We start from the raw sequence: 26155 nt of genomic DNA, 5'->3' as shown, positions 1-26155 counted from the left end.
TCCCGTGACGGGCGAGCCGGCCCGGGACGCACCGCGGCCCCGGTCCCCTCGGCAGGGGGCCGGGGCCGCGGTCGTCAGCGGCTCAGCAGCAGCGGCTGACCGGGTTGCGCTCCCGCTCGTCGGCGCGGCGCCGCTCGAATTCCCGCCGGCTCATCGGCTGGTGCCCGTGCTCGGAGCAGTGCCGCAGGTAGTCGTCCCACCGCGCCTCTCCGGTGAGCTCCTTGAGGTACCAGTGCACCCCTCTCAGAGCCCGGGTGACAGCTGACCGGACGGCGGTGGCGTTCCCCCCGGTCACCGCGACGGACCCTCCTGCGTGAAGGTGCCGTGGCCCCGCGCGCCCGCGCCGACCAGCCGCTCCTGCTCGGCCATGGCGCGCTTCTCCTCCGCGGTCGCGAACAGGCCGGCGGGCTCGACGATCGACGACGGCACTGCCGGCTCCTCGGTGGTCGGCACCGCGCCGCGGGCCCGGAGCGCCCGGGCGATCACGACGACGGCGTTCACCACCACCACGAGGACCAACAGCGCGAAGACGGCCTGCAGCACGCCGTTCAGCGTCGAGTTGTAGATGATCCGGTCCATCTGGTCGGCGTCCTGCGCCGGTGCCAGGAGCTCCCCCGCCGCTTGGGCGTCGGCGTACCGCTGCCGCTGCGCGAAGTAGCCGACCCTCGGGTCGGCCGAGAACACCTTCTGCCAGCTCGCCGTCATCGTGATGATGAGGTCCCAGGCCAGCGGGATCCCGGTGACCCAGGCGTACTTCGCCTTGCCGTGCTTGATCAGCAGCACGGTGACGAGGGTCAGGGCGATGCCGGCCAGCAGCTGGTTGGCGATGCCGAACAGCGGGAAGAGCTGGTTGACGCCACCGAGGGGGTCGGTGACCCCGACGTAGAGGATGTAGCCCCACAGCGCGACCACCACGGCGCTGGCCATGATGTTGCCGGGCCGCCAGGACAGGTCGCCGAAGCGCTTCCAGACGTTGCCGATCGTGTCCTGGAGCATGAACCGGCCCACGCGGGTGCCGGCGTCGACGGCGGTGAGGATGAACAGCGCCTCGAACATGATCGCGAAGTGGTACCAGAAGGCCGCCATCCCGGCGCCGAACGCCTGCGACAGGATGTTGGCGATGCCGACGGCCAGGGTCGGCGCGCCGCCGGTGCGGGAGACCAGGCTCGGCTCCTGGATCGCCGCGGAGGCCGCTGCCAGGTCCTGCGCCGTGGTGTCGAAACCCAGCCCGTTGACGTAGGAGGCGGCGCTCTCCGCCGTGCCGCCGGTGACGCCGGCCGGCGCGTTCATCGCGAAGTAGAGCCCCTGGTCGATGACCACCGCCGCGATCAGGGCGCTGATGGCGACGAAGGACTCCATGAGCATGCCGCCGTAGCCGATGAGGCGGACCTGGCTCTCCTTGGCGACCATCTTCGGCGTCGTCCCGGACGAGATCAGGGCGTGGAAGCCCGACAGCGCGCCGCAGGCGATGGTGATGAAGACGAACGGGAACAGCGACCCGGCGAAGACCGGGCCGGTGCCCTCCCGGGCGAACTCGCTGACCGCGTCGGCCTGCAGCACCGGCCGGGCCAGGAGCAGGCCGATGGCGAGCAGGACGATGACACCGATCTTCATGAACGTCGACAGGTAGTCGCGCGGGGTGAGCAGCAGCCACACCGGCAGCACCGAGGCCACGAACCCGTAGACCACCAGGGCGAGGACCAGCCACTCCTTGGAGAGGGTCAGCGCCTCACCGAGCCCGGTGTCGTCGATCAGGCCGCCGCCGATGACCGCGGCCAGCAGCAGGACGACGCCGATGGCGGTGGCCTCGAGGACGCGGCCTGGCCGGATGATCCGCAGGTAGACGCCCATGAACAGGGCGATCGGGATGGTCAGGGCGATGGAGAACACGCCCCACGGGGACTCGGCGAGCGCGTTGACGACGATCAGCGCGAGGACGGCCAGGATGATGATCATGATGGCGAAGACGGCGATGAGCGCCGCGATGCCGCCGACGATGCCGATCTCCTCGCGCACCATCTGGCCCAGGCTCTTGCCGTTGCGGCGCATCGAGAAGAACAGCACCGTCATGTCCTGCACCGCGCCAGCGAAGATGACGCCGACGACGATCCAGATGGTGCCCGGTAGGTAACCCATCTGCGCGGCGAGCACGGGCCCGACCAGCGGGCCGGCGCCGGCGATCGCGGCGAAGTGGTGGCCGAACAGCACCCGCCGGTCGGTCACGTCGAAGTCGATGCCGTTGTGCAGCCGCTCGGCCGGGGTGGCCCGCCGGTCATCGACCCTGAGGACCCGGTAGGCGATGAACCGGGCGTAGAAGCGGTAGGCGATCGCGTAGGAGCAGAGCGCGGCGAAGAGGATCCAGAGGGCCGAGACGGTCTCCCCGCGTGCCAGCGCGAGCACCGTCCAGGCGACGGCGCCGACGATCGCCACCGCCGTCCACACCAGGACGCTCTTCAACGTCGGACGGCGACGGCCGGCCCCTCCCGGGGGTCCTCCGTCGGTGTCGGACCTGCTGACGGTGGTGGACACGTTCGTCCTCCCTGCATGCGCGGACGGCGCCCGGACGACGCCGTCTCCGTGGACCCAGCGAGCATGCCAAGGGCGCGGCCCGTCCCACCAGCCAGGAACCTGGTCGCGGCCGGGTCGTGACCGGCCCGTGACCCATCAGGCGTGGCCCCAGACCTCCTGGGCGTCTCGACGACGAGCGCCAGCTCGGCGACCTGCTCGTCGCGGGTCAGCGCGTTGCCCTCCAAGGTCGAGGAGAACCCGCACTGCGGAGACAGCGCCAGCTGCTCCGCAGGCCGACGTCCCCCTGCAGCCGGACGACGTCGGTGATCGCCTCGTCCTCGATGCCGCGCAGCTCGGCCGCGTCGATCTCGCCGGCGGCGTAGCGGGCGCGGGCGTCGAGCAGGCGCTGCGGGCGCGGGACGCTGCCGACGTGGTCGGCGCGGAAGGGCGGTCCGGAGGCGTCGGTCATGCCTCCGAGCCTGGCCGAGGCCGGGCTCCGGCGAACCGGTTCCGAGCCCGGCGACCGTGGGCCCGGCGGCCGGGCCGTCTCAGGGGCGACCGAAGGTGGCGATCGTGTCGACGCGCAGCTCGAACAGCACCCGCCGCTCGTCGCGACCGGGGTCGCGCAACCCGTAGGACCCCTCGTCGCCCGTGTACTTCCGCCAGATGCGGTCGAGCTGCGCGGTCACCCGCGGGCCCTCCTCCGGGTCGTCCTCGGAGATCTCCCGGGTGACCGTGGCCTTGATGCTGAGCCAGTGGTAGGGGTTGGCCGGGTTCATGAGCAGGAAGGTCGCCTGGGGGTCGGCGCGCAGCCAGTCGACCTTCTTGCGGTGGGTGGCGAGGTTCAGCAGGACCGTGTTGCCCTCGTAGTCGAACCAGACGGGGGTGAGGTTGGGTCGCCCGGTCGAGCCCATGACCGCGACGACCGCCGTGACCGGCTCGTCGATGAGCTGCTTGTAGACGGGATCCAGGTCCTCGAGGCTGTCGACCGCCTCGTGGTCCCCCACCTGGAACTGGCCGGGCTGCGTACCGTCGGCGACGTCCCGGAACTTCGCCACTGTGATCGCCATGCGTGCGTCTCCCCACGTCACGGCCGTCCGCTCCGTCGCGGACGGGCTCGCCGGGACGCTAACCAGCGACTCCGCGTCCGTCGACCGGTAAGGTCACCACTCGCAGGCGCCGGGCTTGTCGCCGTCCACAAGGAGCCGTCCCCGCCGCCGGCCGGACGCCGACCGCTCCGGGCGGCCCGCCATGCGGGGAGGCCGGCCACCCGGCGCCTCGGGCGGTGCCCGGGCCGCCCGCTGGGTAGGCGAGGGGACATGACCGACCCCTTCGAGATCGAGACGCAGGGCGAGTCCGAGTTCCTCGTGCGGCTGCGCGACGACGGCGCGGAGACGGAGTCCTGGTTCCGGCTCAGCCCGGGCTCCGCGAGGAGCTCGGCCTGGACGTGGACGACGAGGAGCTGGTCCGGCGGACCGTCCGCTTCCTCCTCGGTCACCAGGACGCGGCCGACTTCCCCGACATCGTCGAGGTCGAGGACGTCGCCGCGGCCTACCCCGACTACCTCGACGCCGTCCGCGGCTGATCACTGCGGGCGCTCCGCGGATCGTGCAGGTCCGTGAACTCCCGGCGTCCCCGGGGCCGTTCCTCGGCGACCGGCTGTGGCCGCGCGGGACCCCGGCTCCCCGTCGGGCCGGATCAGGGGCCCGACGAGGAGCGCACCCGGACGAGATCAACCCTTCTTGGTCCACTCGATGCGGATGTCGTCCTTCACCCGCTCGTCACGGCAGCCGTCGCGATCCGCATCCGCGCACCACACCACGTACTGGGTGCCGGGCTTGCTGTCGTTGTTCAGCCGGGCGTGGAACTCGAGGTCACCGGGCTTGCCGGTCTGCTGGTAGCTGGACTGGAAGCACAGGTCCATCCGGCCGTCGCGGTCGGTGTCCGACAGTTTCGCGTACTCGGGGCCGGCACCGTCCGGGTCGGGGCAGGCGCTGATGTAGCCGACCCCGGAGCTCTGGAAGGAGGCCGGGCCGTTCTTCTTCTGGCCCTTGCGGTCGAGGAAGCAGGCGTCGTTGTGCACGTTGCGGTTCGTCGCACCCCGGTCGCTGAGCTGCTGCCGGTCCTTCTGGTCGGGCCGGGCGCAGGACGAGTCGTCCTCGACGTCCGGGTTCTCCGTCGGCATGCCGTTGTCGGGGTTGATGTAGGAGGTGGCGCGCACGCCGCCGTAGCTGCCGCCGTCGCCACCGCCGTAGCCACCGTGGGCCAGCGCAGGGGAGGCGCCCAGTCCCAGCGCGGCAACGCCCATGGTCGTGATCACTGCGGTCCGGATTGCCAGTCGCATGAGGAGCTCCTTCGGTGTGGCCCATCGTCCCGACCCGGCAGGCGCGGGTCACCTGTACGTACGGGGCATCACTGCGATCCGTTGGAGATCCGCACGACCTTTCTGTGTCCGGGGTCACCGCCGATGGCCGCCGGCCCCCATCGGTCGCGTACCGATCGGTGCACTCGGCGCGATGGGCGCAGCGGCTTGTCACGCCTCAGGTGCGCCTACTCACGTCGGACCCGGACGCTGGAGGCCCGACGGATCCTCTCGGGCGCCAGCCGGACCACTCCGATGTCCTCCTTCCAGCCGGGCGCAGAGCGCGGTCACGGTCTGCTCACCCCTCCCGCAGCGGGCTGCGCACGGTGCCGAGCGGGATCGGGACCTCACGAGCGATCGGCACGTCGTCGTGGCCGACGATCGCGACGTCCTCCTCTGCGCGCCCGACCACCTCGAGGAGGCGGTCAGCCGGTGGTCCGGGTCACGGCGGGTCGTGACGGAGGCCGGCGAGGCCCTCCGGCGGGAAGGTGCAGCCCGTGTCGCCGAGCAGCAGGGCGCGGTAGGTGGCCGTGGCCGCCTCCTCCAGGTTGAGCGCCCGTCGGAAGGCCATGCCGACGTCCGGTCCCAGCGCCGAGCAGCCGTGGTGGGACAGGACGATGCAGTCGTGCTGCCGCGCCTGCTCGGCAGCCCCGTCGGCGAGCTCATCGGAGCCGTTCGGGGAGTACGGGACCGTGCCGACCGACCGGACGTACCAGGCGTGGTCGAGGGTGATCAGCCGGATCCGGTGGCCGAGGGCGTCGACCAGGACGGCGTGCTGCGGGTGCAGGTGGACGACGGCGTTCACGTCCGGGCGGGCCCGGTACGTGCGCTGGTGCAGCTTCCACTCGCTCGACGGCTTCGGGGCACCGGGGGTGACCGCGCCGTCCAGGGTCACCACGCTGAAGTCCGCGGAGGTCAGCCGGTCGAGCCACGTGCCGGCCGCGGTCACCACGAACTCGGTCTCCCCCGGCAGCCGGGCGGAGAGGTTGCCGCCGCTGGCCAGCACCAGCCCGCGCTCCACCGCCAGGCGGCCGACCTCGACGAGCTGGCCGACCGCCTCGTCGCGGGTCGCGGGTGCCCTCATGCGGCGAAGTAGGAGGCCACGTCGGACGGCGCGAACCGCCCGCGGTCGGTGACCACGACGCCGACGAACCGCGGCGGGGTCACGTCGAAGGCCGGGTAGACACCGGTGACGGATCCCGACGCCGTGCGGTGGCCGAGGCAGTGCAGCACCTCCCGCCCGTCCCGGTCCTCGAGCTCGACGGCGGCCGCGTCCGGCGCGTGCCGGTCCGGGGCCTGGACGAGCGCCAGGTACGGCACGCCGAAGGTGTGCGCGGCGATCGCGATCTGCAGGGTGCCGATCTTGTTCACGACCGAGCCGTCCATGGTGACGCGGTCGGCGCCGGTCACGAAGGTGGTGACGTCGCCGCGGCTCATGAGGTGTGCAGGCATGCCGTCGGTGACCAGCCGCGTGGGGACGCCCATCTCCGCGAGGCTCTCCGCCGTCAGGCGGGCGCCCTGCAGGTAGGGCCGCGTCTCGGTGCACACGGCGTCGATGCGCTTGCCCGAGCGCAGCACCGCCGCGACGGTCTCGGTGAGGTAGGACTCCGCCCAGCAGTGGGTGAGGACCGTGGCGCCGTCCGGGATCAGCGCGGCAGCGTGCTCCCCGAGCCGCCGGTGGCCGGCCCGGTGCCGTTCCGCGACCACCCGGGCGGCGCGCTCGACGGCGGGCCCCGGCAGCTCCCCGGCGTCCACGGTGGCGGACGCGACCGTCAGCAGCTCGGCCACGACGTCCCGGATGGCGTTGTTGGTCGGCCGGGTGGCGACCAGCCGGCGGCCGGCACCGGTCAGGAACTCCCGCCGCGCGCGTGCCGTCGGGAGCCGGTCGGCCTCCCGGGCCGCGAGCGTCATCCCGCCGGCGGCCGCGAACAGCGGGCCGAGGCTCTGGGTGACCATCTCCTCGATCGCCCGGGCCACGTCCTCGTGGCTGCGGCAGGTCACCCAGGTCCGCTCGAGCGGGAAGACGCGGCGGTCCAGGATCCGGACGGTGTCCGGCTCGACGACGACGCTCTGCCCGACCAGGGTCGGGACCGGGACGTCCGTCGTGATCGTCGTCAGGTGGTCGGCCGACACGCCGGCGGGGACAGCCACCCGACGATGATCGTGGCTGGAGCGGGCCTCGGCTAGGTCCCCGTGACATGCTCCGGCCGGATCGGCACCCGGCGCAGCGGCCTCCCGCAGGCGACGCGCACCGCGGCGGCGACCGCCGGGCCCGACGAGATGGTCGGCGGCTCTCCCACCCCGCGGACGCCGTAGGGCGCGTGCGGGTCGGCGTACTCGAGCACCTCCACCCGCATCGGCGGCATGTCGAGGATCGTCGGCAGCAGGTAGTCGGTGAACGACGGGTTGCGCACGTGGCCGTCGGCCACCACCACCTCCTCCATGAGCGCCAGCCCCATGCCCTGCGCGGATCCGCCCTGGATCTGGCCGACGACGGCGTCGGGATTGAGCGCCCGGCCGACGTCCTGGGCGGTGTCGAGCGCGACCACCTTCACCAGGCCGAGCTCGACGTCGACGTCGACCACCGCACGGTGCGCCGAGAAGGCGAACTGCACGTGCGCGTCGCCCTGGCCGGTCTCCGGGTCGACGGCGTGGGTGGGCCGGTGCCGCCACTCGACGGTCTCCTCGACCGCGTCGTCCCCCAGGAGGTCGGCCAGCCCGGCGAGCACCTCGCCGCCGGCACCGACGACCTTGTCGCCGTCCAGCGCCAGCCCGGCCACCGGCCCGCCCAGCGCGACGGCGGCCCGCTGCAGCACCGCCGTCCGCACCGCCTCGCAGGCGGCCTTCACCGCCCCGCCCGTGACGTAGGTCTGCCGGGACGCCGACGTCGACCCCGCCGAGCCCACCGTGGTGTCGGCCGGGACGACGACCACCCGTTCCACGCCCAGCTCGGTGCGGGCGATCTGCTGCTGCACGGTGACCAGGCCCTGGCCGACCTCGGCAGCCGCGGTGTGCACGGTGGCCACCGCCTCGCCGGCGACCACCTGCAGCCGCACCCGTGCGGTCGAGTAGTCGTCGAAGCCCTCGGAGAAGCCGACGTTCTTGTAGGTCACCGCGTAGCCGACGCCGCGGCGGACGCCCTCGCCGTGCGTGGTGTTGCCGACCGCGCCGGGCAGGTTCCGCAGGTCGGAGGTCTCCAGCGGCGGCGGCAGTGGCATCGCGGCGACTCGCTCCAGCAGCTCGGCGACCGGGGCGGCGGAGTCGATGACCTGGCCGGTGGTGGTGCGGTCGCCCTCGCGCATGCCGTTGCGCTGCCGGATCTCCACCGGTGAGACGCCGACGGCGGCGGCGAGCTCGTCCATCAGCGCCTCGTGCGCGAACGCCGCCTGCACGCAGCCGAAGCCGCGCATCGCACCGCACGGCGGGTTGTGGGTGAACACCCCGTACGCGTCTACGGCCACCGACGGGATGCGGTAGGGGCCCAGGCCCAGCAGCCCGGCGTTGCCGACCACGGCGGCGGTCGAGGAGGCGTACGCGCCGCCGTCGAGCAGCACGTCGGCCCTGGCGTAGACCAGGGTGCCGTCGCGCTCGGCGCCGAACTCGTAGGTCATCGTCGCCGGGTGCCGGTGCACGTGGCCGTGGAAGGACTCCTCGCGGCCGTAGCTCATCTTCACCGGCCGGCCGGTCCGCAGCGCCAGCAGGCAGGCGTGCACGTGCACCGAGAGGTCCTCCCGGCCGCCGAACGCGCCGCCGACGCCGGCCAGCGTCAGCCGCACCTTCCCGGGCGGCATGCCGAGGGCCAGGCACACCTGCCGCTGGTCGACGTGCAGCCACTGGGTGGCGACGTAGAGGTCGACGCCGCCGTCCTCGGCCGGGACGGCGAGCCCGGACTCCGGCCCGAGGAAGGCCTGGTCCTGCATGCCGACCTCGAAGTCGAGGCTCACCACGACCGGCGCCGTGGGCGCGGGGTCGCCGCGGCGCACCCGCAGGTGGCGGACCAGGTTGCCGCCGGGGTGCACCTCCGGCGCGTCGTCGTCCAGGGCCCGGCGCGGGTCGGTGAGGGCGGGCAGCACCTCGTAGTCGACGCGGATGCGCGCCGCCGCCCGGCGCGCGGTCTCGGGGTGGTCGGCGGCGACCAGCGCCACCGGCTCGCCCTCGTAGCGCACGACGTCGGCGGCGAGCACCGGCTGGTCGGCGTGCTCGAGGCCGTAGGCGTTCTCGCCGGGGACGTCGTCGGCGGTGAGGACGGCGCTGACGCCCGGTACGGCAAGCGCCTCGGCGACGTCGATGCGGCGGATGCGGGCGTGCGGGTGCGGGCTGCGCAGCGTGACGCCCCAGACCATGTCGTCGTGCCAGAGGTCGCTGGCGTAGGCGAACTCGCCGGTGACCTTAAGGGTGCCGTCGGGGCGCTGCGCGTTGTCGCCGATCCGGCCGGCGGTGCGGGCGCCGGTCTGCGTGGTGGTCATCGGGTCGCCTGCCGCCGGGCGGCCAGCCGGACGGCGTCGAGGATCTTCTCGTAGCCGGTGCAGCGGCACAGGTTGCCGGCCAGCGCCTCGCGGATCTCCGGGTCCGACGGCTCGGGCACCCGGGCCAGCAGGTCGTGCGCGGCCACGACGAGGCCGGGCGTGCAGAAGCCGCACTGGACGGCCCCGGCCTCGACGAAGGCCTCCTGTACCGGGTGCAGCGACTGCCCGTCGGCCAGCCCCTCGACGGTGGTGACCTCGCGGCCGATCGCCTGCCCCGCCGCGACCAGGCAGGCGCACACCGGCTCGCCGTCGAGGTAGACGGTGCAGGAGCCGCACTCCCCCTGCTCGCAGGCGTTCTTGGCGCCGGGCAGGCCCAGCCGCTCGCGCAGCAGGTACAGCAGGCTCTCCCCCGGCCAGACGTCGTCCGCGGTGCGCTCGGTGCCGTTGACGGTCGTGGTGACGCGCATCAGGCGGCCCTCCTCAGGTCGTCCCAGGCCCAGGTGACGGCGCGGCGGGCCAGCACGGCGAGCGAGTGCCGCCGGTAGGCCGCCGTCCCCCGGACGTCGTCGATGGGTGCGGCCGCGGCGGCCACCCGCTCGCCGAAGGCCCGCGCCAGGCCCTCGGGCAGCGGCCGGCGGGCGGCCCAGTCCAGCTCGCCGGCGAGGAACTCCTCGGCCTCGGGGGCGCACCGCGGGGTGGGCGCGGCCGACCCGATGCCGGTGCCGACGGCCTGCCGGTCGGGGTGCAGGGCGAGGGCGAACGCCGACACCGAGATGACCATGGCGTTGCGGGTGCCGACCTTGCAGAACTGCTGCGGCCCGGCGGCCGTCGGCACCAGGACGGCGGCGATGAGCTCGTCGGGCTCCAGGACGTTGCGCTTGACGCCGGTGAAGTAGTCCGCCACGGGGACCCGCCGGGTGCCGCGGGCGGCGGAGGCCACCTCGACCTCCGCGCCCGCGGCGAGCAGCGGCGGGTGCGCGTCGCCGGCCGGGGACGCCGACCCCAGGTTGCCGCCGACCGTGCCGCGCACCCGGATCTGCGGCGAGCCCACGGTGCGCGCGGCCATCGCCAGGCCGGGCAGCCGGTCGCCGAGCTCGCCGATCACCCGGGCGTAGGGGACGCCGGCCCCGAGCCGCACCCTGCCGCCGTCCTCGACCGACCACTCGCGCAGCTCGCCGACGCGGGTCAGGTCCAGGAGGGCGCCGGGACGGCGGCGGTCGAAGTTGAGCTCGACCATGACGTCGGTACCGCCGGCAATCGGCAGCGCGTCGGGCCGCTCGGCCCGGATCGCCAGTGCCTCGTGCCACGACGACGGCTGCAGGAAGTCCATCGCCTCTCCTCGTCCCCCCGCTCGGTCTGCGAGCACTGTGCACGAGGGACGTTACGAACAGGGGACGGTGCGTCGCGCCGGGCCGACGCGGCGGGTCAGCGGACGGTCGGCTCCAGGGTGCACACCATCTCGTCGAGGACGGCGACCGCGCGCTCGTGGTCGCCGCCGGGCAGCTCGACGGCGTCGGCGACCAGGGTGCGGCCGTCCAGGTCGAGGGCCCACGTCGTGATGTGCGTGCCCTCGGGGTACAGGCCCAGCGTCGTCACCTGCTCGGTGCGCACCGCCGGCCGGCCGCCGACCTCGACCTCGGTGCGCGACACCTCGTCCGGCAACGGCCCGGCGACCTGCGCGAGGGGCGCGTCGACGACCTGCAGCGTGACCGGTGCGGTGCGGACGTCGGAGGCCTCGGGGACGACGACCTCGCCGGGCCCGAACCAGCTGCAGGGCGGCAGCACGCCGGCCTCGTTGGTCGACCAGTCGGCGGGGTACCGCACCCGGTAGCCGGCGGGGCTGGCGCAGCCGTTCCCGTCGCCGCCCTGCCGGGTCGCGGGAACCGCCTGCGCGGCGGGCGAGACGTCGACCGCCGTGGGAGCCGGGCCGGTGGCCAGGGACGCGCAGGCGGCGAAGGCGATCAGCGGGGCGGCGGCAGCGGTGGCTCGGAGGTGGCGCACGGTCTCGGCGTCCTCCCGGTCGGGGTCGGCGGTCACCTCTCCCGTGCCCAGGAGGCGCGGGTGCCGAAACGCCACGGCGGCGACCCCCGCGAGGGATCCGCCGCCGTGGCGTGCTGGGAGTACCGGGATCAACCCACGGTGATCCGGTCCGTCGCGGGCGGGCTGACCGGCCGGGTGGCCTGCAGGTAGGCCACGAAGGCGTCCAGGTCGATCGAGCTGGTGACCGGTCCGGTCCCCTCGGTCAGCACGGTGAAGCCGTCCCCGCCGCCGGCGAGGAAGCTGTTCACCGTGACCTGGTACGTGGCGGCCGGGTCGACGGCGACGCCGTCGATCGTCAGACCGTCGACCCGCTGCCCGGAGCAGGGGTCGGCGGCGGTGCCGGCCGGGGCGGTGGGGGTGACGGTGTATCCGACGGTCGCCGAGGGCTGCAGCACCCGGTTGACGACGTACTGCTGCTCGAGCAGGCAGTCCAGCTGGGCCCCGGTCAGCCCCAGCGTCACCAGGTTGTTGGCGAACGGCTGGACGGTGAAGGCCTCCTCGTAGGTGACGTCGCCGGCGCCGAGGTCGGCGCGCACCCCGCCGGGGTTCATGAAGGCGGCGACGGCGCCCTCGTCCCGCGTGTCGGCGAGCTGGGCGTCGGCGATGAGGTTGCCCAGGGGGAACTCGCCGGAGGGTGCCGCGGTCCGGGTGATGTCGGCCGTGGCCTGGCCGACGACCTCGGTGGCGATCGGGCCGAGCGCCTCGCGGTAGCGGGCGATCAGCGCGGTCTGCTGCTGGTCCGCGGCGACGGCGCGCTCGACGACGACGTTGTCCACCCGCTGGCTGCCGTCGACGACGTCCCCGGTGCGCCGGTCCAGCTGGAGGTCGATGTCGGTCACGAGGCGCCCGTTGCTGCCGGCACTGGTGACGACCTTGCCGTCGGCCTGGCAGGTGTAGGCCTGGTGGGTGTGCCCGCTCACCACGACGTCGATGGCGTCGGACATGCCGTTGGCGATGTCGACGATCGGACCGGTGAGGCCGTTGCACCCGTCGACGTCCCAGGCGCCCTCCCCGGTCTGCGAGCCGCCCTCGTGCAGCAGGACGACGATCGCCTCGACCCCCTGCTCCTGCAGCTCGGCGGCGTACCGGTTGGCCGTCTCGACCTCGTCGACGAACTCCAGCCCGGCCACGCCCTCCTGACTGACGATGGCGCCGGTGCCCTCCAGCGTCATGCCGATGAAGCCCACCTTCACGCCTTGGACGTTCTCGATCGCGTAGGGCGCCAGTAGCGGCTCCCCCGTCTCGGTGACGAAGGCGTTGGCCGACAGGTACCGGAAGTCCGCACCCTCGTAGGGGGTGCCGTCGGTGCAGCCGTCGACCGGGTGGCAGCCGCCGTTCTGGATGCGCAGCAGCTCGGTCGCGCCCTCGTCGAACTCGTGGTTGCCGACGCTGGCGTAGTCCAGGCCGGCCAGGCCGAGGGCCTCGATGGTCGGCTCGTCGTGGAACGCGGCCGACAGCAGCGGCGTGGCACCGATCAGGTCGCCGGCGGCGACAGTGACGGTGTTCTTCCTGGGCTGCTCCTCGGCCAGAGCGGCCAGCTGGGTGCTCAGGTATTCCACACCGCCGGCGTCCACCGTGGGCGCGGTCGCGGACCCGGAGCCGTCGGGGTCCGGCCCGGTCTGCACCCGGCCGCCGGAACCGGTCGGCGGCTCGAGGGCGCCGTGGAAGTCGTTCAAAGCCAGCAGCTGCAGCTCGACCGGCTCGGGTCCGGCGGGCGCGGCGCCCGGCTCGGCGCCGGCGGGCACGGCCGCGGCCACGGTGAGCCCGGCCAGGGTGGTCGTCACGGCGGCCGCGACAGTGGCGCGGCGGACGGTCGGTCGCATCGGTTCTCCCAGGGAGGCAGGCCGAACCGTTCCGGTCCGACACCCGACTCTAGGTAGTGGGAGGTGGACGTCGCGTGTCGGCCGTGGATCCGGCGGGACAACAGCCTGCTGCCCCGCGACCGGCCCGTCCAGGCGCCGCCGGGTCAGCCGGTGCGCTCCGCCACCATCCGCGCCGCGATCCGGCGGATCCGGTCGGCCTGCCGGGAGAGCACCAGGTCCAGCACCCGGTCCACCGGCGGCACCTCGCCCAGCCGGGCCAGCCCCATCCACCGCGGGACGGCGACCGTGCGCGACCAGGGCGAGGTCAGGCAGCCCGCCACCTGGTCGGCCACCCGGTCGGGGTGCACGCCGGGCGAGAGCCGGCCGCGGGCGTCGTCGTCCGACACCGGTGGCGAGCCGTGCCCGCGGGCCAGCCACTCGGTCCGCACCGGACCCGGGTTGACCGTGTGCACCCGCACGCCCCGGGCGGTCACCTCCCGGCGCAGCCCCTTGACGAACCCCCGCACCCCGGCCTTGGTCGCCGAGTAGACGGTCAGCGGGGGCACCTGCGACCACGCCGCCGCGGAGGCGACGGTGACGACGTCGGCCCTCCCCCGCTGCGCCGCCGCGCTCAGCAGGTGCGGGAGGGCGCTGCGGGTCAGCTGTACGACGCCGGTCAGGTTCAGCCCGATCAGCCGCTCGACGGCGTCCCCGGGCATGTCCTCCACCAGCCCGGCCCACCCGAGCCCGGCGTTGAGGACGACGGCGTCGAGCCGCCCGTGCTCGTCGAGGACGCGGTCGAGCAGCCGGTCGCGGTCGGCGGCGTCCGCGACGTCGGCCACGACCGTGCTCACCCCGGGCAGCCCGCCGGCGGCCTGCTCCAGCCGGTCGCCTCCCCGGGCGCAGGTCACCACCCGGGCGCCGTCGCGGGCCAGCCGGTTCACGGTGCTGCGGCCGATGCCGGCACTGCCACCGGTGACGAGGACAACGCGGGCCGGGGAGCTGGCATCCATGGACCCCCTCTACCCGTGGACGGACACCACACCCCCGAGGTGCATCGACGGGCCCGGCGGTGGGCATGGGAGGAACCATGCGCCTGCCCGAGCCCCGGGGACCCCTGACCTCCGCCCTCTGCACCGACCTGACCAGCGGCACGCTGGCCCCCGCGACCGTCGAGCTCGCCGAGCGGACGGCGTCCGCCGCGACCGACCCGCTCGCCGACGAGGACCTCCAGCTGGCGCTCGCCATCTGCTACGAGCTGCACTACCGCGGGTTCGACGACGTCGGCGAGGACTGGGAGTGGGACCCGGACCTGCTGCGGTTGCGCGCCCACCTGGAGCGGGCGCACACCGCGGCGCTGCGCGCGCTGGTCGGGGAGCCCGAGGTCACCGACGAGCCGGTCGACCGGCAGCTCACCGCGCTCATCGCGGCCGACGACGGCCCCTCGCTGTCGACGTACATGTCGCGCAGCGGCTCGCTGGAGCAGTGGCACGAGTACCTCACGCTCCGCTCGGTGTACCACCTCAAGGAGGCCGACCCGCACACCTTCGCCGTCCCCCGGCTGTCCGGGCGGGCGAAGGCGGCGATGGTGGAGATCCAGGCCGACGAGTACGGCGGCGGGTCGGCCGAGCGCATGCACAGCCAGCTGTTCGCCGGCATGATGTGCGACCTCGGTCTCGACGCCGGCTACGGCGCGCTGTGGGACGACGCCCCGGCCGCCGCGTTCGCCTCGGTCAACACCATGTCGCTGTTCGGCCTGCACCGGCGCTGGCGCGGCGCGGCGCTGGGGCACCTGGCGTGCGTGGAGATGACCTCCTCCGAGCCCTCCCGCCGTTATGCGGCGGGGCTGCGCCGGCTGGGCTTCGACGGGGCGACGACCGTGTTCTACGACGAGCACGTCGAGGCCGACGCCGTCCACGAGCAGATCGCCTCGGTGGACATGTGCGGCTCGCTGGTGGCCGACGAGCCCGCGCTCACCGCCGACGTCCTCTTCGGGGCGGCGTGCTCGCTGGCGATGGACGGCCTGGCGGCCCGCCACCTGCTCGGCGCCTGGGAGGCCGGCCGGTCGGCCCTGCGCCGGGAGCGCGCGCTGGCGGCCTGAACCCGCGTTCCGGGTGGACTCTCCGGTCCGGCTGCCGATGACAGAGCGGGAGCCCAGGAGAGGACGCCGATGAGGATCCGCAGTACCCGCGCGCCCCAGGTCGCCGCACCGACGGGGCCGCCGCCCCGGGACAGCGAGGCCCTCGAGCACGTGCTCGAGGCGCTCGACGCCGGCGTGACCGGCGAGGCCGACGCCCACCGGCGCGTCGTGCGGGCCCTCGCCGAGGCGCTGGAGCTGCCCTACGCCGCGGTCTGGCTGGCCGAGCCCTCCGGCGGGTTCCGCCTCGACGCCGAGTTCGGCCGGCTGGCCGGGGAGCTGCCGCGGGACCCGCAGCACGGTGCGACCCTGCCGGCGGCGTCGGCCCTCGTGCAGCGGGCGACCCGCACGCGGGTGGCCGTCGCCAGCGGTGACGGCGGGCCGGACGCCGCCCGGCGCCGGGAGGCCGCCGCCGCCCTCGGCACCCCGGAGGGGGCGTGGCTGCCGGTGCTCTCCGGCGACCGGCTCGTCGCGCTGCAGGAGTTCTACGCCGACTTCCCGCTGCCGTTCCTGGGCGCTCGCGGCCAGAAGTGGACGTCGCTGAGCCGGGTGGCCGCGCACGCCCGGCAGGGTGCCGTGGCCACGGTCGCCCTGCGCGAGGCCGTCGACGACCGCGTGGCCGTCGCCGAGGTGGCCAAGCGCCTCGGCCAGGCTCACAGCGCGGACGCGGCGCTGCGGACGGCGCTCGACACGGTCCGCGCCGCGTTCGGCTGGGCCTACGGCTCCTACTGGGAGCTCGATGAGGAGGAGCGCGTGCTGCGCTTCGCCGTCGAGTCCGGCTCGGCCGGCGAGGAGTTCCGGCGGGTCACCCTGGCGGCGAGCTTCGCCGAGGGCGTCGGGCTCTCCGGCCGCGCCTGGCGGGCCCGTGACCTGGTCTTCGTCCGCGACCTCGCCGAGGTCTCCGACTGCGTCCGCGCACCGGCCGCCCAGCGGGCCGGCGTCCGCTCCGGCGTGTGCTTCCCCGTCGAGGTGGACGGGCGCGTCGTGGGGACGATGGACTTCTTCGTCACCGAGACCGTGGACCTGTCCGAGTCCCGGGCCTCGGCGCTGCGCAACGTCCAGCAGCTGGTCTCCCAGCGCATCGAGGTGCTGCGGCGCACCGAGCTGGATGGGGAGAACGCGCGGGCCCTGCTCGACACGGTCGCCCAGCTGCGGGAGGCCGCCGCGGACGCCGGCCGGGTCGCCGAGGAGGCCGTCGCCCGGGCCTCGGCGATGACCAGCGAGGTCGAGGCGCTGAGCCAGGCGTCGGCCTCCGTCAGCGACGTCATCCGGATCATCTCCGCGATCGCCGACCAGACGAACCTGCTGGCGCTCAACGCCACGATCGAGGCCGCCCGCGCCGGGGAGCTCGGCCGTGGCTTCGCCGTCGTCGCCGGTGAGGTCAAGGACCTCGCGCGGGAGACGGCCGCGGCCACGCAGCGCGTCTCCACCCAGATCACCGGTATCCAGACCAGCACCGGGTCGGTGGCGGCCGGCATCCACGCGACCAGCGAGGTGATCGGTCAGCTCGACGCCGTCCAGGCCCGGATGGGCGCGGCGCTCGAGGCGCAGGAGCGGATGGCGCAGACCTTCGAGGGTCGCTGAGCCGCTAGGTGTACCCGGCCATCAGGTTGGTGCCAGGCGGCTGATCGGTGGCCGACCGCCGAGCGCGCTGTGGCGGCGTCGAGTGTTGTAGTGCTCGAGCCAGGGGGCAAGGGCGGCGGTGCGCTCGTCGTTGCTGGTGAACGCCTGCCGGTAGGCCCACTCGGTGACCAGGGTGCGGTTGAGTCGTTCGACCTTGCCGTTCTGCCAGGGGCAGTGCGGCTTGATGAACTTCTGCCGCGCTCCGAGCGCGGCGCACACGCCCTTGATGGAGTGCTGGTAGGCCCAGGCGTTGTCGGTCATCACCCGCTGGATCTGGTCGATGCCGTGGCCGGCGAAGGAGGCCGCGGCGCGGGTGAGGAAGCCGGCGCAGGTGAGGCCCTTCTCGTCGGGCAATACCTCGGAGTAGGCCAGCGGGAGTGGTCATCGACCAGGGAGTGCACGTAGTCGTAGCCGACCTTGGTGGCCCGGTCACGGCTGATGCTGCCGGCGCCGCGGCCGTGCGCGCGCCAGCCACCGCCGTCGGGGATGCGGGCCAGCTTCTTCACGTCCATGTGCACCAGCTCGCCGGGCCGGGACCGCTCGTAGCGGACCGCGGTCGTCTTCGAGGACCGGATCACCTCGCCGGTCATCGGGTCCAGGACACACAAGCGGGGCTGCCCGCGGCGGACCAGGACGCGAGAGACCGTGCGGGCCGGCACCCCCAGCTCGGCGCCCAGCCAGGCCGGGCCCCGGCGCTGCCGGTGCCGCAGCTCGATGATGCGGTCCTCGGTCTCGACCGAGGTCCGGGTCGGGCTGGTGTGCGGGCGGCTGGACCGGTCGGCCAGTCCGGCCTCGCCCTCGGTGTCGTAGCGGGTGATCCAGGTCCGTACGCACTTGCGCGAGATCCCCATCGCCGCGGCGATGTGGGCCTGCGCCCAGCCGGCCTGGTAGCGGGCGACGATCAACTTCCGGCCGTGCACGGTCAGTCGGGCGTTACCGTGGGACACGAGAATCTCCGAGCGGATCTGGGCCTTCGACAAGCCACACCCCACTCGGAGGTTCTCCTTCGATCAAGCCGGACCGCTGGCACCAACGTCCTGGCCCGGTACAGCTAGGGCGTGTCTGACGGATCCATGCCGAAGGGCGTGTCGGCGCGCGACGCGTCGTCCCCCCGGGCCTCCTGCAGGATGCGGTCGGCCGGCCGCGGGCGGCTGGGCGCGCTCGGGGCGGAGAACCCGGCGCGCTTGTGCGAGCCGTCGCAGAACGGCTTGATGCCGGACTTGCCGCACCGGCACAGCGCGATCGTCCCGCGGCCCGGGTCGATCGCGTTGCCGTCCTGGTCGAGCAACCGGAAGTCGCCGCGGACGATCAGCGGGCCGTCCCGGTAGGGCGTGATGGTGGCGCCGCCACCGGACGTCGGGGTGGGGTCCTCGGGGGCCACGGGCTGGGGCTGCGACACGCCCCTCCCCTGCCCCCGCCGGGCCCCGCGCACACCCGCGGCGCCTGCCGGGCCGTCAGCGGCGGTCCTCGCCCCAGCGCACCCACGACGCCAGCAGCGGGTGCTCCGCCGCGAACTCCTCCGCCGCGCTGCGCTGCCGCGCCGTGCGTCGCGGGTGCGGGTGGTCGCGGTGGTGCAGCTGCTCCTCGCACTTGCTGTGGCTCAGGTAGTGCTGGAGCGCCGCGGCTGGGTCGACCCGCCGGCCGCGGGCGGCCACGTCGTGGCGGGCCTCCCACTCAGCGGCCAGCTTCTCGGCGACCGACATGGTGTCCGCGCTCGACGAGCGCTCCGGCGAGCGGTGGACGGGGTCCGACATCGCGCTCTCCTCCCGGACGGTGAGGTCCTGCCCCGATCGTCCTCCTCGCCTGGCCGAGGTTCCAGACCCCCGGCCACCGCGGGGATGCCGCGCCGGGCCGGGCGTCAGGGGCCGGCGGCGGGCTGCCCGTAGAAGACCTGCTCGACGACGATGCGGGCGTGCCGGGTCGCCCGCCGGTAGTCGTCGAGGAACTGACCGGGGTCGGCGTCCGGGCCGTACCCGCTGGCCCGGGCGACGCCGGCCAGCTCCACACCCGGCCGGGGCAGCTGGTCGCTGGGCCGGCCGCGCACCAGGAAGACCGCGTTGCGCGCCCGGGTGGCCAGCTCCCAGGCCCGCTGCAGCGCCTCGGCCCGGTCGCCGTCGAGCAGCCCGTCCTCGCGGAGCGCGGTCAGCGCGCCGACCGTCGCGGTCACCCGCAGCCCCGGGTGCTCGCCGGCGTGCTGGAGCTGCAACAGCTGGATGGTCCACTCGACGTCGGCGAGCCCGCCGCGGCCGAGCTTGGTGTGCGTCGTCGGGTCCGCACCGCGCGGCAGCCGCTCGCGCTCGACGCGGGCCTTGATCCGGCGGATCTCGGCGACCTGCTCGGCCGAGATCCCCTCGGCCGGGTAGCGGATCGGGTCGACCAGCTCGACGAACGCCGCGCCGAGGGCCTCGTCGCCGGCCACCGGCACGGCACGCAGCAGCGCCTGCACCTCCCACACCGACATCCAGCGGTCGTAGTACTCGCGGTAGGAGTCCAGGCTGCGCACCAGCGCACCCTGGCGACCCTCGGGGCGCAGGTCGGCGTCGACCTCGAAGGCCGGGTCGGGCGCCGGCTCGCCGAGCAGCCGGCGCAGCGTGTGGGCGACGGCGTTGGCCGCCGCCGTGGCCCGGCCCTCGTCGGCGCCCGGCCGCGGCCGGTGCACGAACAGCACGTCGGCGTCCGAGCCGTAGCCCATCTCGCCGCCGCCGAGCCGGCCCATGCCGACGACGGCGAGGTCGGTCGGCAGGTCCCCGGGCGCGGCGCCGGACTCGGCGGCGTGCGCGCGCACCGCGACGTCCAGACCGACCTGCAGCGTGGCGACGGCGATGTCGGTCAGCGCCCGGCCGACCTGCGCGACGTCGAGCATGCCCAGCAGGTCCGCGGCGGCGACCCGCAGCAGCTCGGAGCGGCGCAGCCCGCGCAGCACCCGGACCCCGCTGGCCGGGTCCGCGGCCCGGCCAGCGGCCTGCCGCCACGCCGCCGCGAGCGCGGCCGCGGTGCGGGGGCGCAGCTCGTCGTCGGTCGCGAGGATCCGCAGCGCCTCGGGGGTGCGGGTGAGCAGCGCGGCCACGTACTGGCTGGAGCCGAGCAGCGCGGCGAGCCGCTCGGCGACCTGGCCCTCGTCGCGCAGCAGCCGCAGGTACCACTGGTTGCCGCCGAGGGCCTCGCTCACCGTGCGGTAGGCCAGCAGCCCGGCGTCGGGGTCGGCGCAGTCGGCGAGGGTCTGCAGCACCACGGGCAGCAGGTACTTCTGCATCGACGCCGACCGCGACACCCCGCCGGTGAGGGCGGCCATGTGCCGCAGCGCGCCGTCGGGGTCGGCGAAGCCCAGCGCGCGCAGCCAGTCGCCGGCCGCCTGGGACCCCAGCTGCGCGGCCTCCGGCGGCACCTTCGCCACGGCCGACAGCAGCGGGCGGTAGAAGAGCTTCTCGTGCAGCCGGCGGACCTCGCGGGTGTGCAGCGACAGCTCGGCGTCGAGCACGGCGACGGCGTCGCCGCGCTGGTCGGGCTTGTACCCCAGCGATCGGGCCAGCCAGCGCAGCTGCTGCTCGTCGGTGGGCAGCAGGTGGGTGCGGCGCAGCCGGAGCAGCTGCAGCCGGTGCTCGACGGTGCGCAGGAACCGGTAGGAGGCGATGAGGGTGTCGGCGTCGTCGCGGCCGACGTAGCCGCCGGCGCGCAGCGCGTGCAGTGCCGGCAGCGTGCCGCCGACCCGCAGCCGCACGTCCACCCGGCCGTGCACCAGCTGCAGCAGCTGGACGGCGAACTCGACGTCGCGCAGCCCGCCGCGGCCGAGCTTGAGCTCGCGCTCGGCCTGCGCCGGCGGGATGTTGTCGAGCACCCGCCGGCGCATGGCCTGCACCTCGCCGACGAAGCCGGGGCGCTCACCGGCCTGCCAGACGAGCGGGAACAGCTCCTCGACGTAGGCCCGGCCCAGGTCGGGGTCGCCGGCGACCGGGCGCATCTTCAGCAGCGCCTGGAACTCCCAGGTGCTGGCCCAGCTGCGGTAGTAGGCCGCATGCCCGTGCAGCGTGCGCACCAGGGCACCGGCCTTGCCCTCGGGGCGCAGCGCCGCGTCGACCTCCCAGGCCGCCTCCCGGCAGATCCGCATGAGGGCCGCGGCCACGCGGGTCGCGCTCCTCACCGCGGGGCCGGCGTCGACCTCCTCGCCGGCCTGGCCCGACGGGCCGACCGGCTCGGCGACGAAGACGACGTCGACGTCGCTGACGTAGTTGAGCTCCCGGCCACCGGTCTTGCCCAGCGCGATGACCGCCAGCCGGCAGGCGGGCGCGTCGGCGGGCTGCTCGGCGACGGCGACGGCCAGCCCGGCGGTCAGCACCGCGGCGGCGATGTCGGCGAGCTCGGCGGCGACGTCCTCGGCGGCCAGACCCTCGCCCAGGTCGCGGCCGGCCAGCGACAGCACCGCCCGCCGGTAGGCCAGCCGCAGGTCGGCGACCCGCTGCGGGCTCGCGTCCGGCGCAGCCTTCCCCAGCCGCAGGCCCCACGGCGGGTCGTCGGGGTCGGCGCCGACGGCGACGAGCATCTGCCGCTCCAGCGCCTGCGGCGTGGGCCGGGTCGGGCCCCGGGAGGAGTCACCGTCCCCGTCGAGGACGGTCCAGTCGCCGGGGTGGGCGGCCAGGTGGTCGGCGAGGCCGGAGCTGGCGCCCAGCACGCCGAGCAGCCGGGACCGCAGCAGGGCCGACCCGCGCAGCCGGGCGAGCAACGAGGCGGCCGAGCCGCCGGTGGGGTCGGCGGCGTCCAGGGCCTCGATCAGCCGGCGCAGCGCGCGGACGGCGAGGTCGGGGTCGCCGGTGCGGGCCAGCGCCGAGACGACCGGAGCGGCCTCGGGGTCGGCGGGCTCGTTGCGCGCGAGGTCCCACAGCCCCATCTCGGGCTCGGACAGCAGTCGGGCGGCCCGCTCGCCGTCGAGGAACCCGAACCGGACCAGCCGGACGACGGCCCGGCGCGGGATCTCCGGTGCGTCGCTGGTGGTCACGCCGTCCCCGCCCCGGCGCGGGCGCGGCTGGCGACCAGGTCGGCGAAGCGGCCGGCGAACGGCGCCCACACCTCCTCGAGGTCGGGGTGCACCGCGGCGGCGCGGGCGCAGATCGTCTCCCGGTCCAGCCCGCTGGCGGCCACGCCGACGACGTCCCGCTCGGCCCACTCGGCGACGATCTCGGGGGTCGTCTCGATGTGGAACTGCAGGCCGTAGACGTGCCGGCCCACGCGGAAGGCCTGGTGCGCGTACCCGGGGCTGCTCGCCAGCAGGGTGGCCCCGCGGGGCAGCTCGGCGATCTCGTCGTGGTGGAACTGGATCACGTCCGGGCTCAGCGGCAGGGGCCGGAACAGCGGGTCGGCGTCGGCGGCGTCCCGCTTGGCCACCAGCAGGGCGCCGACCTCGGGCCCGTCGACCCCCTGGCGGACGCGACCACCGCCGACCTCGGCGAGCAGCTGGGCGCCCAGGCAGACCGCCAGCGTGGGGACGTCGCCGGCCAGCGCCTCGGCCAGCAGGCGGCGCACCCCGACCAGCTCCGGGCTGGTCCGCTCGTCGTCCATCGCCGACTGCGGGCCGCCGAGGACGAGCAACCCGTCGTACCCGTCGAGGCTCTCCGGCAGGTCGTCCTCGGTGCCCGGCCGGCGCTCGTCGAGCTCGAGCCCGGCCTCCCCGAGCCACTGCCCGAGCCGGGCGGGCGGATCGGTCGGGTGCGGGACGACGACGAGCAGGCGGGCCACGCCGCCGAGGGTAGTCAGCCGTCCCTCCGGCGGTTTCCGCGGAAACCGCCGGAGCGGCCCCCTGCAGTCGAAGGACCCCGTCCTCCTCTTGAAGGACCCCCTTGCCCCCCGCCACTCGCAGGCTCGCGGCGGGACCCTGCAAGGGGGCCGTCAGAGCTCGGGCCCTGCCCGGGACGAAGCCCCGGCGGTGGGGGGAAGGGTGGTCCCTCCTCAGAGGCCGGGCAGGTACCGGGTCAGCTCCCACGGGGTCACGTTCTGCCGGTAGGCGTTGAACTCGGCCCACTTGTTGCGCAGGAAGAACTCGAAGACGTGCTCGCCGAGGGCCTCGGCGACCAGCTCGCTGCCCTGCATCGCGGTGAGCGCCTCCCCCAGGGACACCGGCAGGTCCTCGTAGCCGGCGGCGCGGCGCTCGGTGTCGGTGAGCGACCAGACGTCGTCCTCGGCCTCCGGCGGCAGCTCGTAGCCCTTCTCGATGCCGCGCAGCCCGGCGGCCAGCAGGACGGCGAAGGTCAGGTAGGGGTTGCACGCGGAGTCCGGCGAGCGGACCTCCACCCGCGCCGACTGGCCCTTGTTCGGCTTGTAGGAGGGCAGCCGCACCAGCGCCGAGCGGTTGGCCCGGCCCCAGGTGGCCGCCGTCGGCGCCTCGGTGCCGGCCAGCAGTCGCCGGTAGGAGTTCACCGTCTGGTTGGTGACGGCCGTGTACTCCTTGGCGTGGGTGAGCAGCCCGGCGATGAACTGCTTGCCGGTGGTCGACAGCTTCATCGGGTCGGCCGGGTCGTGGAAGGCGTTGCGGTCGCCCTCGAACAGCGACAGGTGGGTGTGCATCGCCGAGCCGGCCAGGTCGGTGAACGGCTTGGGCATGAAGGTGGCGTGCACGTCCTGGGCGAGCGCGACCTCCCGGACGACGTGCCGCAGCGTCATGATGTTGTCGGCCATCGACAGGGCGTCGGCGTAGCGCAGGTCGATCTCCTGCTGGCCGGGCGCGACCTCGTGGTGGCTGAACTCCACCGAGATGCCCATCGCCTCCAGCGCGAAGACCGCCTGGCGCCGGAAGTCGTGCGCGACGTTGTGCGTGGAGAGGTCGAAGTAGCCGCCGGTGTCGGCCGGCTCGGGGGCGCTGCCGTCGGTCGGGAGGTCCTTGAGCAGGAAGAACTCCACCTCGGGGTGGGTGTAGAAGGTGAAGCCCATGTCCGCGGCCTTCGACAGCGCCCGCCGCAGCACGTGCCGGGGGTCGGCCCAGGACGGCGACCCGTCGGGCAGCGTGAGGTCGCAGAACATCCGCGCGGTGTCGCTGGGCTGCCCCTTGGCCGCCGGCATCACCTGGAAGGTCCCCGGGTCGGGCTTGGCCAGCATGTCCGACTCGTAGACGCGGGCGAAGCCCTCGATCGCCGAGCCGTCGAAGCCGATGCCCTCGGCGAAGGCCGCCTCGATCTCGGCCGGCGCCACGGCCACGGCCTTGAGGTAGCCGGAGACGTCGGTGAACCACAGCCGCACGAAGCGGATGTCGCGTTCCTCAAGGGTGCGCAGGACGAACTCCTGCTGTCGGTCCATGCTCGGCATGATCGCGTCCAGTCGTTTCCGGGGTGTGACGTCGCCACCCAGCCTGCCTCCTGGCCGGGAGCGACGGCACCCCGGCACGCCCGCCGGCCCGGGGTCCTACCCCGCGAGCAGCTCCAGCGGCGTGTCGGGGTCGGTCAGCCTCGCTGGCTGCACCTGTCGCCGCGACCGGATCAGCTGCTGGATCGGCGCCGTGACGTCCCAGACGTCCACGTTCATCCCGGCGGTCACCCGGCCGTCGGCCATCCAGCAGGCGATGAACGCCCCGCCGTCCGGCTCGCCGCGGCAGACGACCGTGTCGCCGGGACCGGCGAGCTCGTCGCGCAGTGGCAGCTGCTGGAGTTCGCCGTCCTCGACGTCATCGGCTCGGGACGGCAGGTCGCCGCCGAGGTCCGGGCGTCGTTCGCGCTGCCGGACGGCGGACGCTTCGCCGACGAGGAAGTCCACCTGTGGACCTTCGGCCACACCGGCCGGGTCGTCCGCTCCCGGCACTACCTCGACACCGCTAAGCACATCGCCGCGGCTCGCGGCGAGGACACGGTCGGCGCCTGACCTCCGCACCCGAGATCCCCCGTCCGGCGACTCGCGGGACCGCCGGGCGGGCGTTCCGGACGTACGATCTCCCCGCCGTTCCGGGACGCCCGGGTGAGGCGTCGGAGCGACGCCGGAGGCGCGAGATGGACGTCGTCCTCGCACTGCTCGCCGTCGCCGTCCTCGGGCTGCTGCTGCTCGTGGGCGCGAGCGTCCGGGTGGTGACCCAGTACCAGCGCGGAGTGGTCCTGCGGTTCGGCCGGCTGCTCGGCGACGTCCGACCGCCGGGTCTGACCGTCATCGCCCCGGGCGTCGACCGGCTGCACAAGGTCAACATGCAGATCGTCACCATGCCGGTGCCGGCGCAGGAGGGGATCACCCGGGACAACGTCACCGTCAAGGTCGACGCGGTCGTCTACTACCGGGTGTTCGACCCGGTGCGGGTCGTCGTCGACGTGCAGAACTACCAGGCCGCGATCGCCCAGGTGGCGCAGGCCTCGCTGCGGTCGATCATCGGCAAGAGCGACCTCGACGACCTGCTGTCGAACAGGGAGAGGCTGAACCAGGGCCTGGAGCTGATGCTCGACAACCCGGCCGTCGACTGGGGGGTCCACATCGACCGCGTCGACATCAAGGACGTCGCGCTGCCCGAGTCGATGAAGCGGTCGATCGCCCGGCAGGCCGAGGCCGAGCGGGAGCGCCGCTCGCGCGTGATCACCGCCGAGGGCGAGCTGCAGGCCTCGGAGACGCTCTCCCAGGCCGCGCAGGTGATGGCGACCCAACCGGCCGCGCTGCAGCTGCGTCTGCTGCAGACCATGGTGGAGGTGGCCGCGGAGAAGAACTCGACGGTCGTCCTGCCGTTCCCGGTCGAGCTGCTCCGTTTCCTGGAGCGCGCCACTCCCCCGGGTGCGGAGGCCGTCGATCCCGCTCCCGCGGTGAACGGCGTCCCCGTCCCGCGGCCGACGACGCCGCCGGTGGCCGCCGGCTGACCCGTCCGCTCAGGGGGTACGGAGGCCCTCCGGGGTCCGCGTCGCCACCCTCGACGCCAGGGCCAGCGCGGCCTCCAGGGCCAGGAACGCCCCGGTCGGCCAGGCGGTGAGTCGGCGCTCGACCAGGCAGCCGGCGAGCCGCGCCGCGGCCATGCCCGCGCTGGCAGCGGCCACCGTGTGCAGGACGGCGTCGTCGGCGGGTGTCGACCCGCGCGCCCCCGTCAGGGACGCCGCGAGGGCCAGGGGGATGCCCGCGTACACCGCCCGGATCTCGGTCCGGGCCTCCGGTGTGCCGGCCGTGCCGCCGAAGAGCTCCGGGACCCGCGCGGGCGCCAGGGCGGCGACGACGCCGATCGCGGCGTAGGCGGCCGCTACCGACCGGCGCAGGTTCGAGCGGAGGGTCATCCGGCGGA

At 74.6% G+C, this 26155-nt stretch carries 24 protein-coding genes and 1 pseudogene; 4 read left to right on the top strand and 21 right to left on the bottom strand.

Annotated elements, in window-relative coordinates:
• Positions 1-82 precede the first annotated feature (82 nt).
• From BLW63_RS10615 to BLW63_RS10600, 4 genes are all read right to left on the bottom strand, one after another.
• Positions 83-295, bottom strand: a complete 213-nt coding sequence (locus BLW63_RS10615; protein WP_091155144.1) for a CstA-like transporter-associated (seleno)protein — start codon at positions 293-295, stop codon at positions 83-85.
• A complete protein-coding gene (locus BLW63_RS10610) occupies positions 292-2457 on the bottom strand; it encodes a carbon starvation CstA family protein (protein ID WP_244522494.1) in 2166 nt (721 codons plus the stop codon). Before BLW63_RS10610 ends, BLW63_RS10615 begins: the two co-directional genes overlap by 4 nt.
• A gap of 277 nt (positions 2458-2734) precedes the next feature.
• A complete protein-coding gene (locus BLW63_RS10605; protein ID WP_244522493.1) occupies positions 2735-2977 on the bottom strand; it encodes a hypothetical protein in 243 nt (80 codons plus the stop codon).
• Between the two features lie 79 nt (positions 2978-3056).
• Positions 3057-3578 (bottom strand): TIGR03618 family F420-dependent PPOX class oxidoreductase, encoded by a 522-nt coding sequence (locus tag BLW63_RS10600; RefSeq protein ID WP_091155137.1) that lies wholly within the window; start codon positions 3576-3578, stop codon positions 3057-3059.
• 377 nt (positions 3579-3955) lie between these two features.
• Between BLW63_RS10600 and BLW63_RS26780 the strand changes: the two genes are divergently transcribed.
• A complete protein-coding gene (locus BLW63_RS26780; protein ID WP_170856725.1) occupies positions 3956-4093 on the top strand; it encodes a hypothetical protein in 138 nt (45 codons plus the stop codon).
• Positions 4094-4240: 147 nt separating this feature from the next.
• Here the strand turns inward: BLW63_RS26780 and BLW63_RS10590 are convergent, their stop codons facing one another.
• The 9 genes from BLW63_RS10590 to BLW63_RS10550 all read right to left on the bottom strand — a co-directional run bounded on the left by BLW63_RS10590 (position 4241) and on the right by BLW63_RS10550 (position 14191).
• Positions 4241-4852 carry a hypothetical protein gene (locus BLW63_RS10590; RefSeq protein WP_139263520.1) on the bottom strand — a complete coding sequence of 204 codons (612 nt, stop codon included), beginning with the start codon at positions 4850-4852 and terminating at the stop codon, positions 4241-4243.
• A 460-nt stretch (positions 4853-5312) separates the two neighbouring features.
• Positions 5313-5954: a class II aldolase/adducin family protein gene (locus tag BLW63_RS10585; RefSeq protein ID WP_091155127.1), complete on the bottom strand. Its 642-nt coding sequence runs from the start codon at positions 5952-5954 to the stop codon at positions 5313-5315.
• Positions 5951-7021, bottom strand: a complete 1071-nt coding sequence (locus tag BLW63_RS10580) for a s-methyl-5-thioribose-1-phosphate isomerase (RefSeq protein ID WP_211517076.1) — start codon at positions 7019-7021, stop codon at positions 5951-5953. The genes BLW63_RS10585 and BLW63_RS10580 overlap by 4 nt, the downstream gene beginning before the upstream one ends.
• 32 nt (positions 7022-7053) lie before the next feature.
• On the bottom strand, positions 7054-9336 hold the full coding sequence (gene pucD / locus BLW63_RS10575; protein ID WP_091155122.1) for a xanthine dehydrogenase subunit D: 2283 nt from the start codon (positions 9334-9336) through the stop codon (positions 7054-7056).
• Positions 9333-9803, bottom strand: a complete 471-nt coding sequence (locus tag BLW63_RS10570) for a (2Fe-2S)-binding protein (RefSeq protein ID WP_091155119.1) — start codon at positions 9801-9803, stop codon at positions 9333-9335. Before BLW63_RS10570 ends, pucD begins: the two co-directional genes overlap by 4 nt.
• Entirely contained in the window at positions 9803-10666 is an 864-nt protein-coding gene (locus tag BLW63_RS10565) for an FAD binding domain-containing protein (protein ID WP_091155116.1), read from the bottom strand. Before BLW63_RS10565 ends, BLW63_RS10570 begins: the two co-directional genes overlap by 1 nt.
• A gap of 95 nt (positions 10667-10761) precedes the next feature.
• Positions 10762-11373: a hypothetical protein gene (locus BLW63_RS10560; protein ID WP_091155112.1), complete on the bottom strand. Its 612-nt coding sequence runs from the start codon at positions 11371-11373 to the stop codon at positions 10762-10764.
• 92 nt (positions 11374-11465) lie between these two features.
• Positions 11466-13199, bottom strand: a complete 1734-nt coding sequence (locus BLW63_RS10555; protein WP_091155110.1) for a bifunctional metallophosphatase/5'-nucleotidase — start codon at positions 13197-13199, stop codon at positions 11466-11468.
• Positions 13200-13342: 143 nt separating this feature from the next.
• A complete protein-coding gene (locus BLW63_RS10550; RefSeq protein WP_091155105.1) occupies positions 13343-14191 on the bottom strand; it encodes an SDR family oxidoreductase in 849 nt (282 codons plus the stop codon).
• 77 nt (positions 14192-14268) lie between these two features.
• Here BLW63_RS10550 and BLW63_RS10545 point away from each other — a divergent pair, with 77 nt between their 5' ends.
• Both BLW63_RS10545 and BLW63_RS10540 read left to right on the top strand, forming a co-directional pair.
• Positions 14269-15279, top strand: a complete 1011-nt coding sequence (locus BLW63_RS10545) for an iron-containing redox enzyme family protein (protein WP_091155103.1) — start codon at positions 14269-14271, stop codon at positions 15277-15279.
• Positions 15280-15348: 69 nt separating this feature from the next.
• Positions 15349-16899, top strand: coding sequence for a methyl-accepting chemotaxis protein (locus BLW63_RS10540; RefSeq protein WP_091155102.1), 1551 nt, complete (start codon positions 15349-15351; stop codon positions 16897-16899).
• Positions 16900-16920: 21 nt separating this feature from the next.
• Here the strand turns inward: BLW63_RS10540 and BLW63_RS10535 are convergent.
• The 7 genes and pseudogenes from BLW63_RS10535 to BLW63_RS27330 all read right to left on the bottom strand — a co-directional run bounded on the left by BLW63_RS10535 (position 16921) and on the right by BLW63_RS27330 (position 24669).
• Positions 16921-17885: pseudogene (locus tag BLW63_RS10535) on the bottom strand (IS481 family transposase).
• Between the two features lie 104 nt (positions 17886-17989).
• Positions 17990-18337 (bottom strand): CDGSH iron-sulfur domain-containing protein, encoded by a 348-nt coding sequence (locus BLW63_RS10530; RefSeq protein ID WP_211517075.1) that lies wholly within the window; start codon positions 18335-18337, stop codon positions 17990-17992.
• A gap of 55 nt (positions 18338-18392) precedes the next feature.
• Positions 18393-18692 carry a hypothetical protein gene (locus BLW63_RS10525; RefSeq protein ID WP_091155101.1) on the bottom strand — a complete coding sequence of 100 codons (300 nt, stop codon included), beginning with the start codon at positions 18690-18692 and terminating at the stop codon, positions 18393-18395.
• Positions 18693-18796: 104 nt separating this feature from the next.
• The gene (locus BLW63_RS10520) at positions 18797-21928 is read right to left on the bottom strand and encodes a bifunctional [glutamine synthetase] adenylyltransferase/[glutamine synthetase]-adenylyl-L-tyrosine phosphorylase (RefSeq protein ID WP_091156119.1); all 3132 of its coding nucleotides are present in this window, start codon (positions 21926-21928) and stop codon (positions 18797-18799) included.
• The gene (locus tag BLW63_RS10515) at positions 21925-22665 is read right to left on the bottom strand and encodes a type 1 glutamine amidotransferase (protein ID WP_091155100.1); all 741 of its coding nucleotides are present in this window, start codon (positions 22663-22665) and stop codon (positions 21925-21927) included. Before BLW63_RS10515 ends, BLW63_RS10520 begins: the two co-directional genes overlap by 4 nt.
• A 210-nt stretch (positions 22666-22875) precedes the next feature.
• The gene (gene glnA, locus BLW63_RS10510; RefSeq protein WP_091156115.1) at positions 22876-24216 is read right to left on the bottom strand and encodes a type I glutamate--ammonia ligase; all 1341 of its coding nucleotides are present in this window, start codon (positions 24214-24216) and stop codon (positions 22876-22878) included.
• Between the two features lie 105 nt (positions 24217-24321).
• Positions 24322-24669 carry an oxidoreductase C-terminal domain-containing protein gene (locus BLW63_RS27330; RefSeq protein WP_211517074.1) on the bottom strand — a complete coding sequence of 116 codons (348 nt, stop codon included), beginning with the start codon at positions 24667-24669 and terminating at the stop codon, positions 24322-24324.
• 230 nt (positions 24670-24899) lie between these two features.
• Here BLW63_RS27330 and BLW63_RS10500 point away from each other — a divergent pair, with 230 nt between their 5' ends.
• A complete protein-coding gene (locus BLW63_RS10500) occupies positions 24900-25742 on the top strand; it encodes a slipin family protein (RefSeq protein WP_091155097.1) in 843 nt (280 codons plus the stop codon).
• 9 nt (positions 25743-25751) lie between these two features.
• Here the strand turns inward: BLW63_RS10500 and BLW63_RS10495 are convergent, their stop codons facing one another.
• Positions 25752-26147 carry a DUF4345 family protein gene (locus tag BLW63_RS10495; protein WP_091155094.1) on the bottom strand — a complete coding sequence of 132 codons (396 nt, stop codon included), beginning with the start codon at positions 26145-26147 and terminating at the stop codon, positions 25752-25754.
• Between the last annotated feature and the right edge of the window lie 8 nt (positions 26148-26155).

The organism is Geodermatophilus africanus (assembly GCF_900107105.1).
In the GTDB taxonomy this organism is placed as follows: Bacteria; Actinomycetota; Actinomycetes; order Mycobacteriales; family Geodermatophilaceae; genus Geodermatophilus; species Geodermatophilus africanus.
Note: the sequence above shows the minus strand (reverse complement) of the source record. Positions and strands in the feature narration are given on the sequence as shown.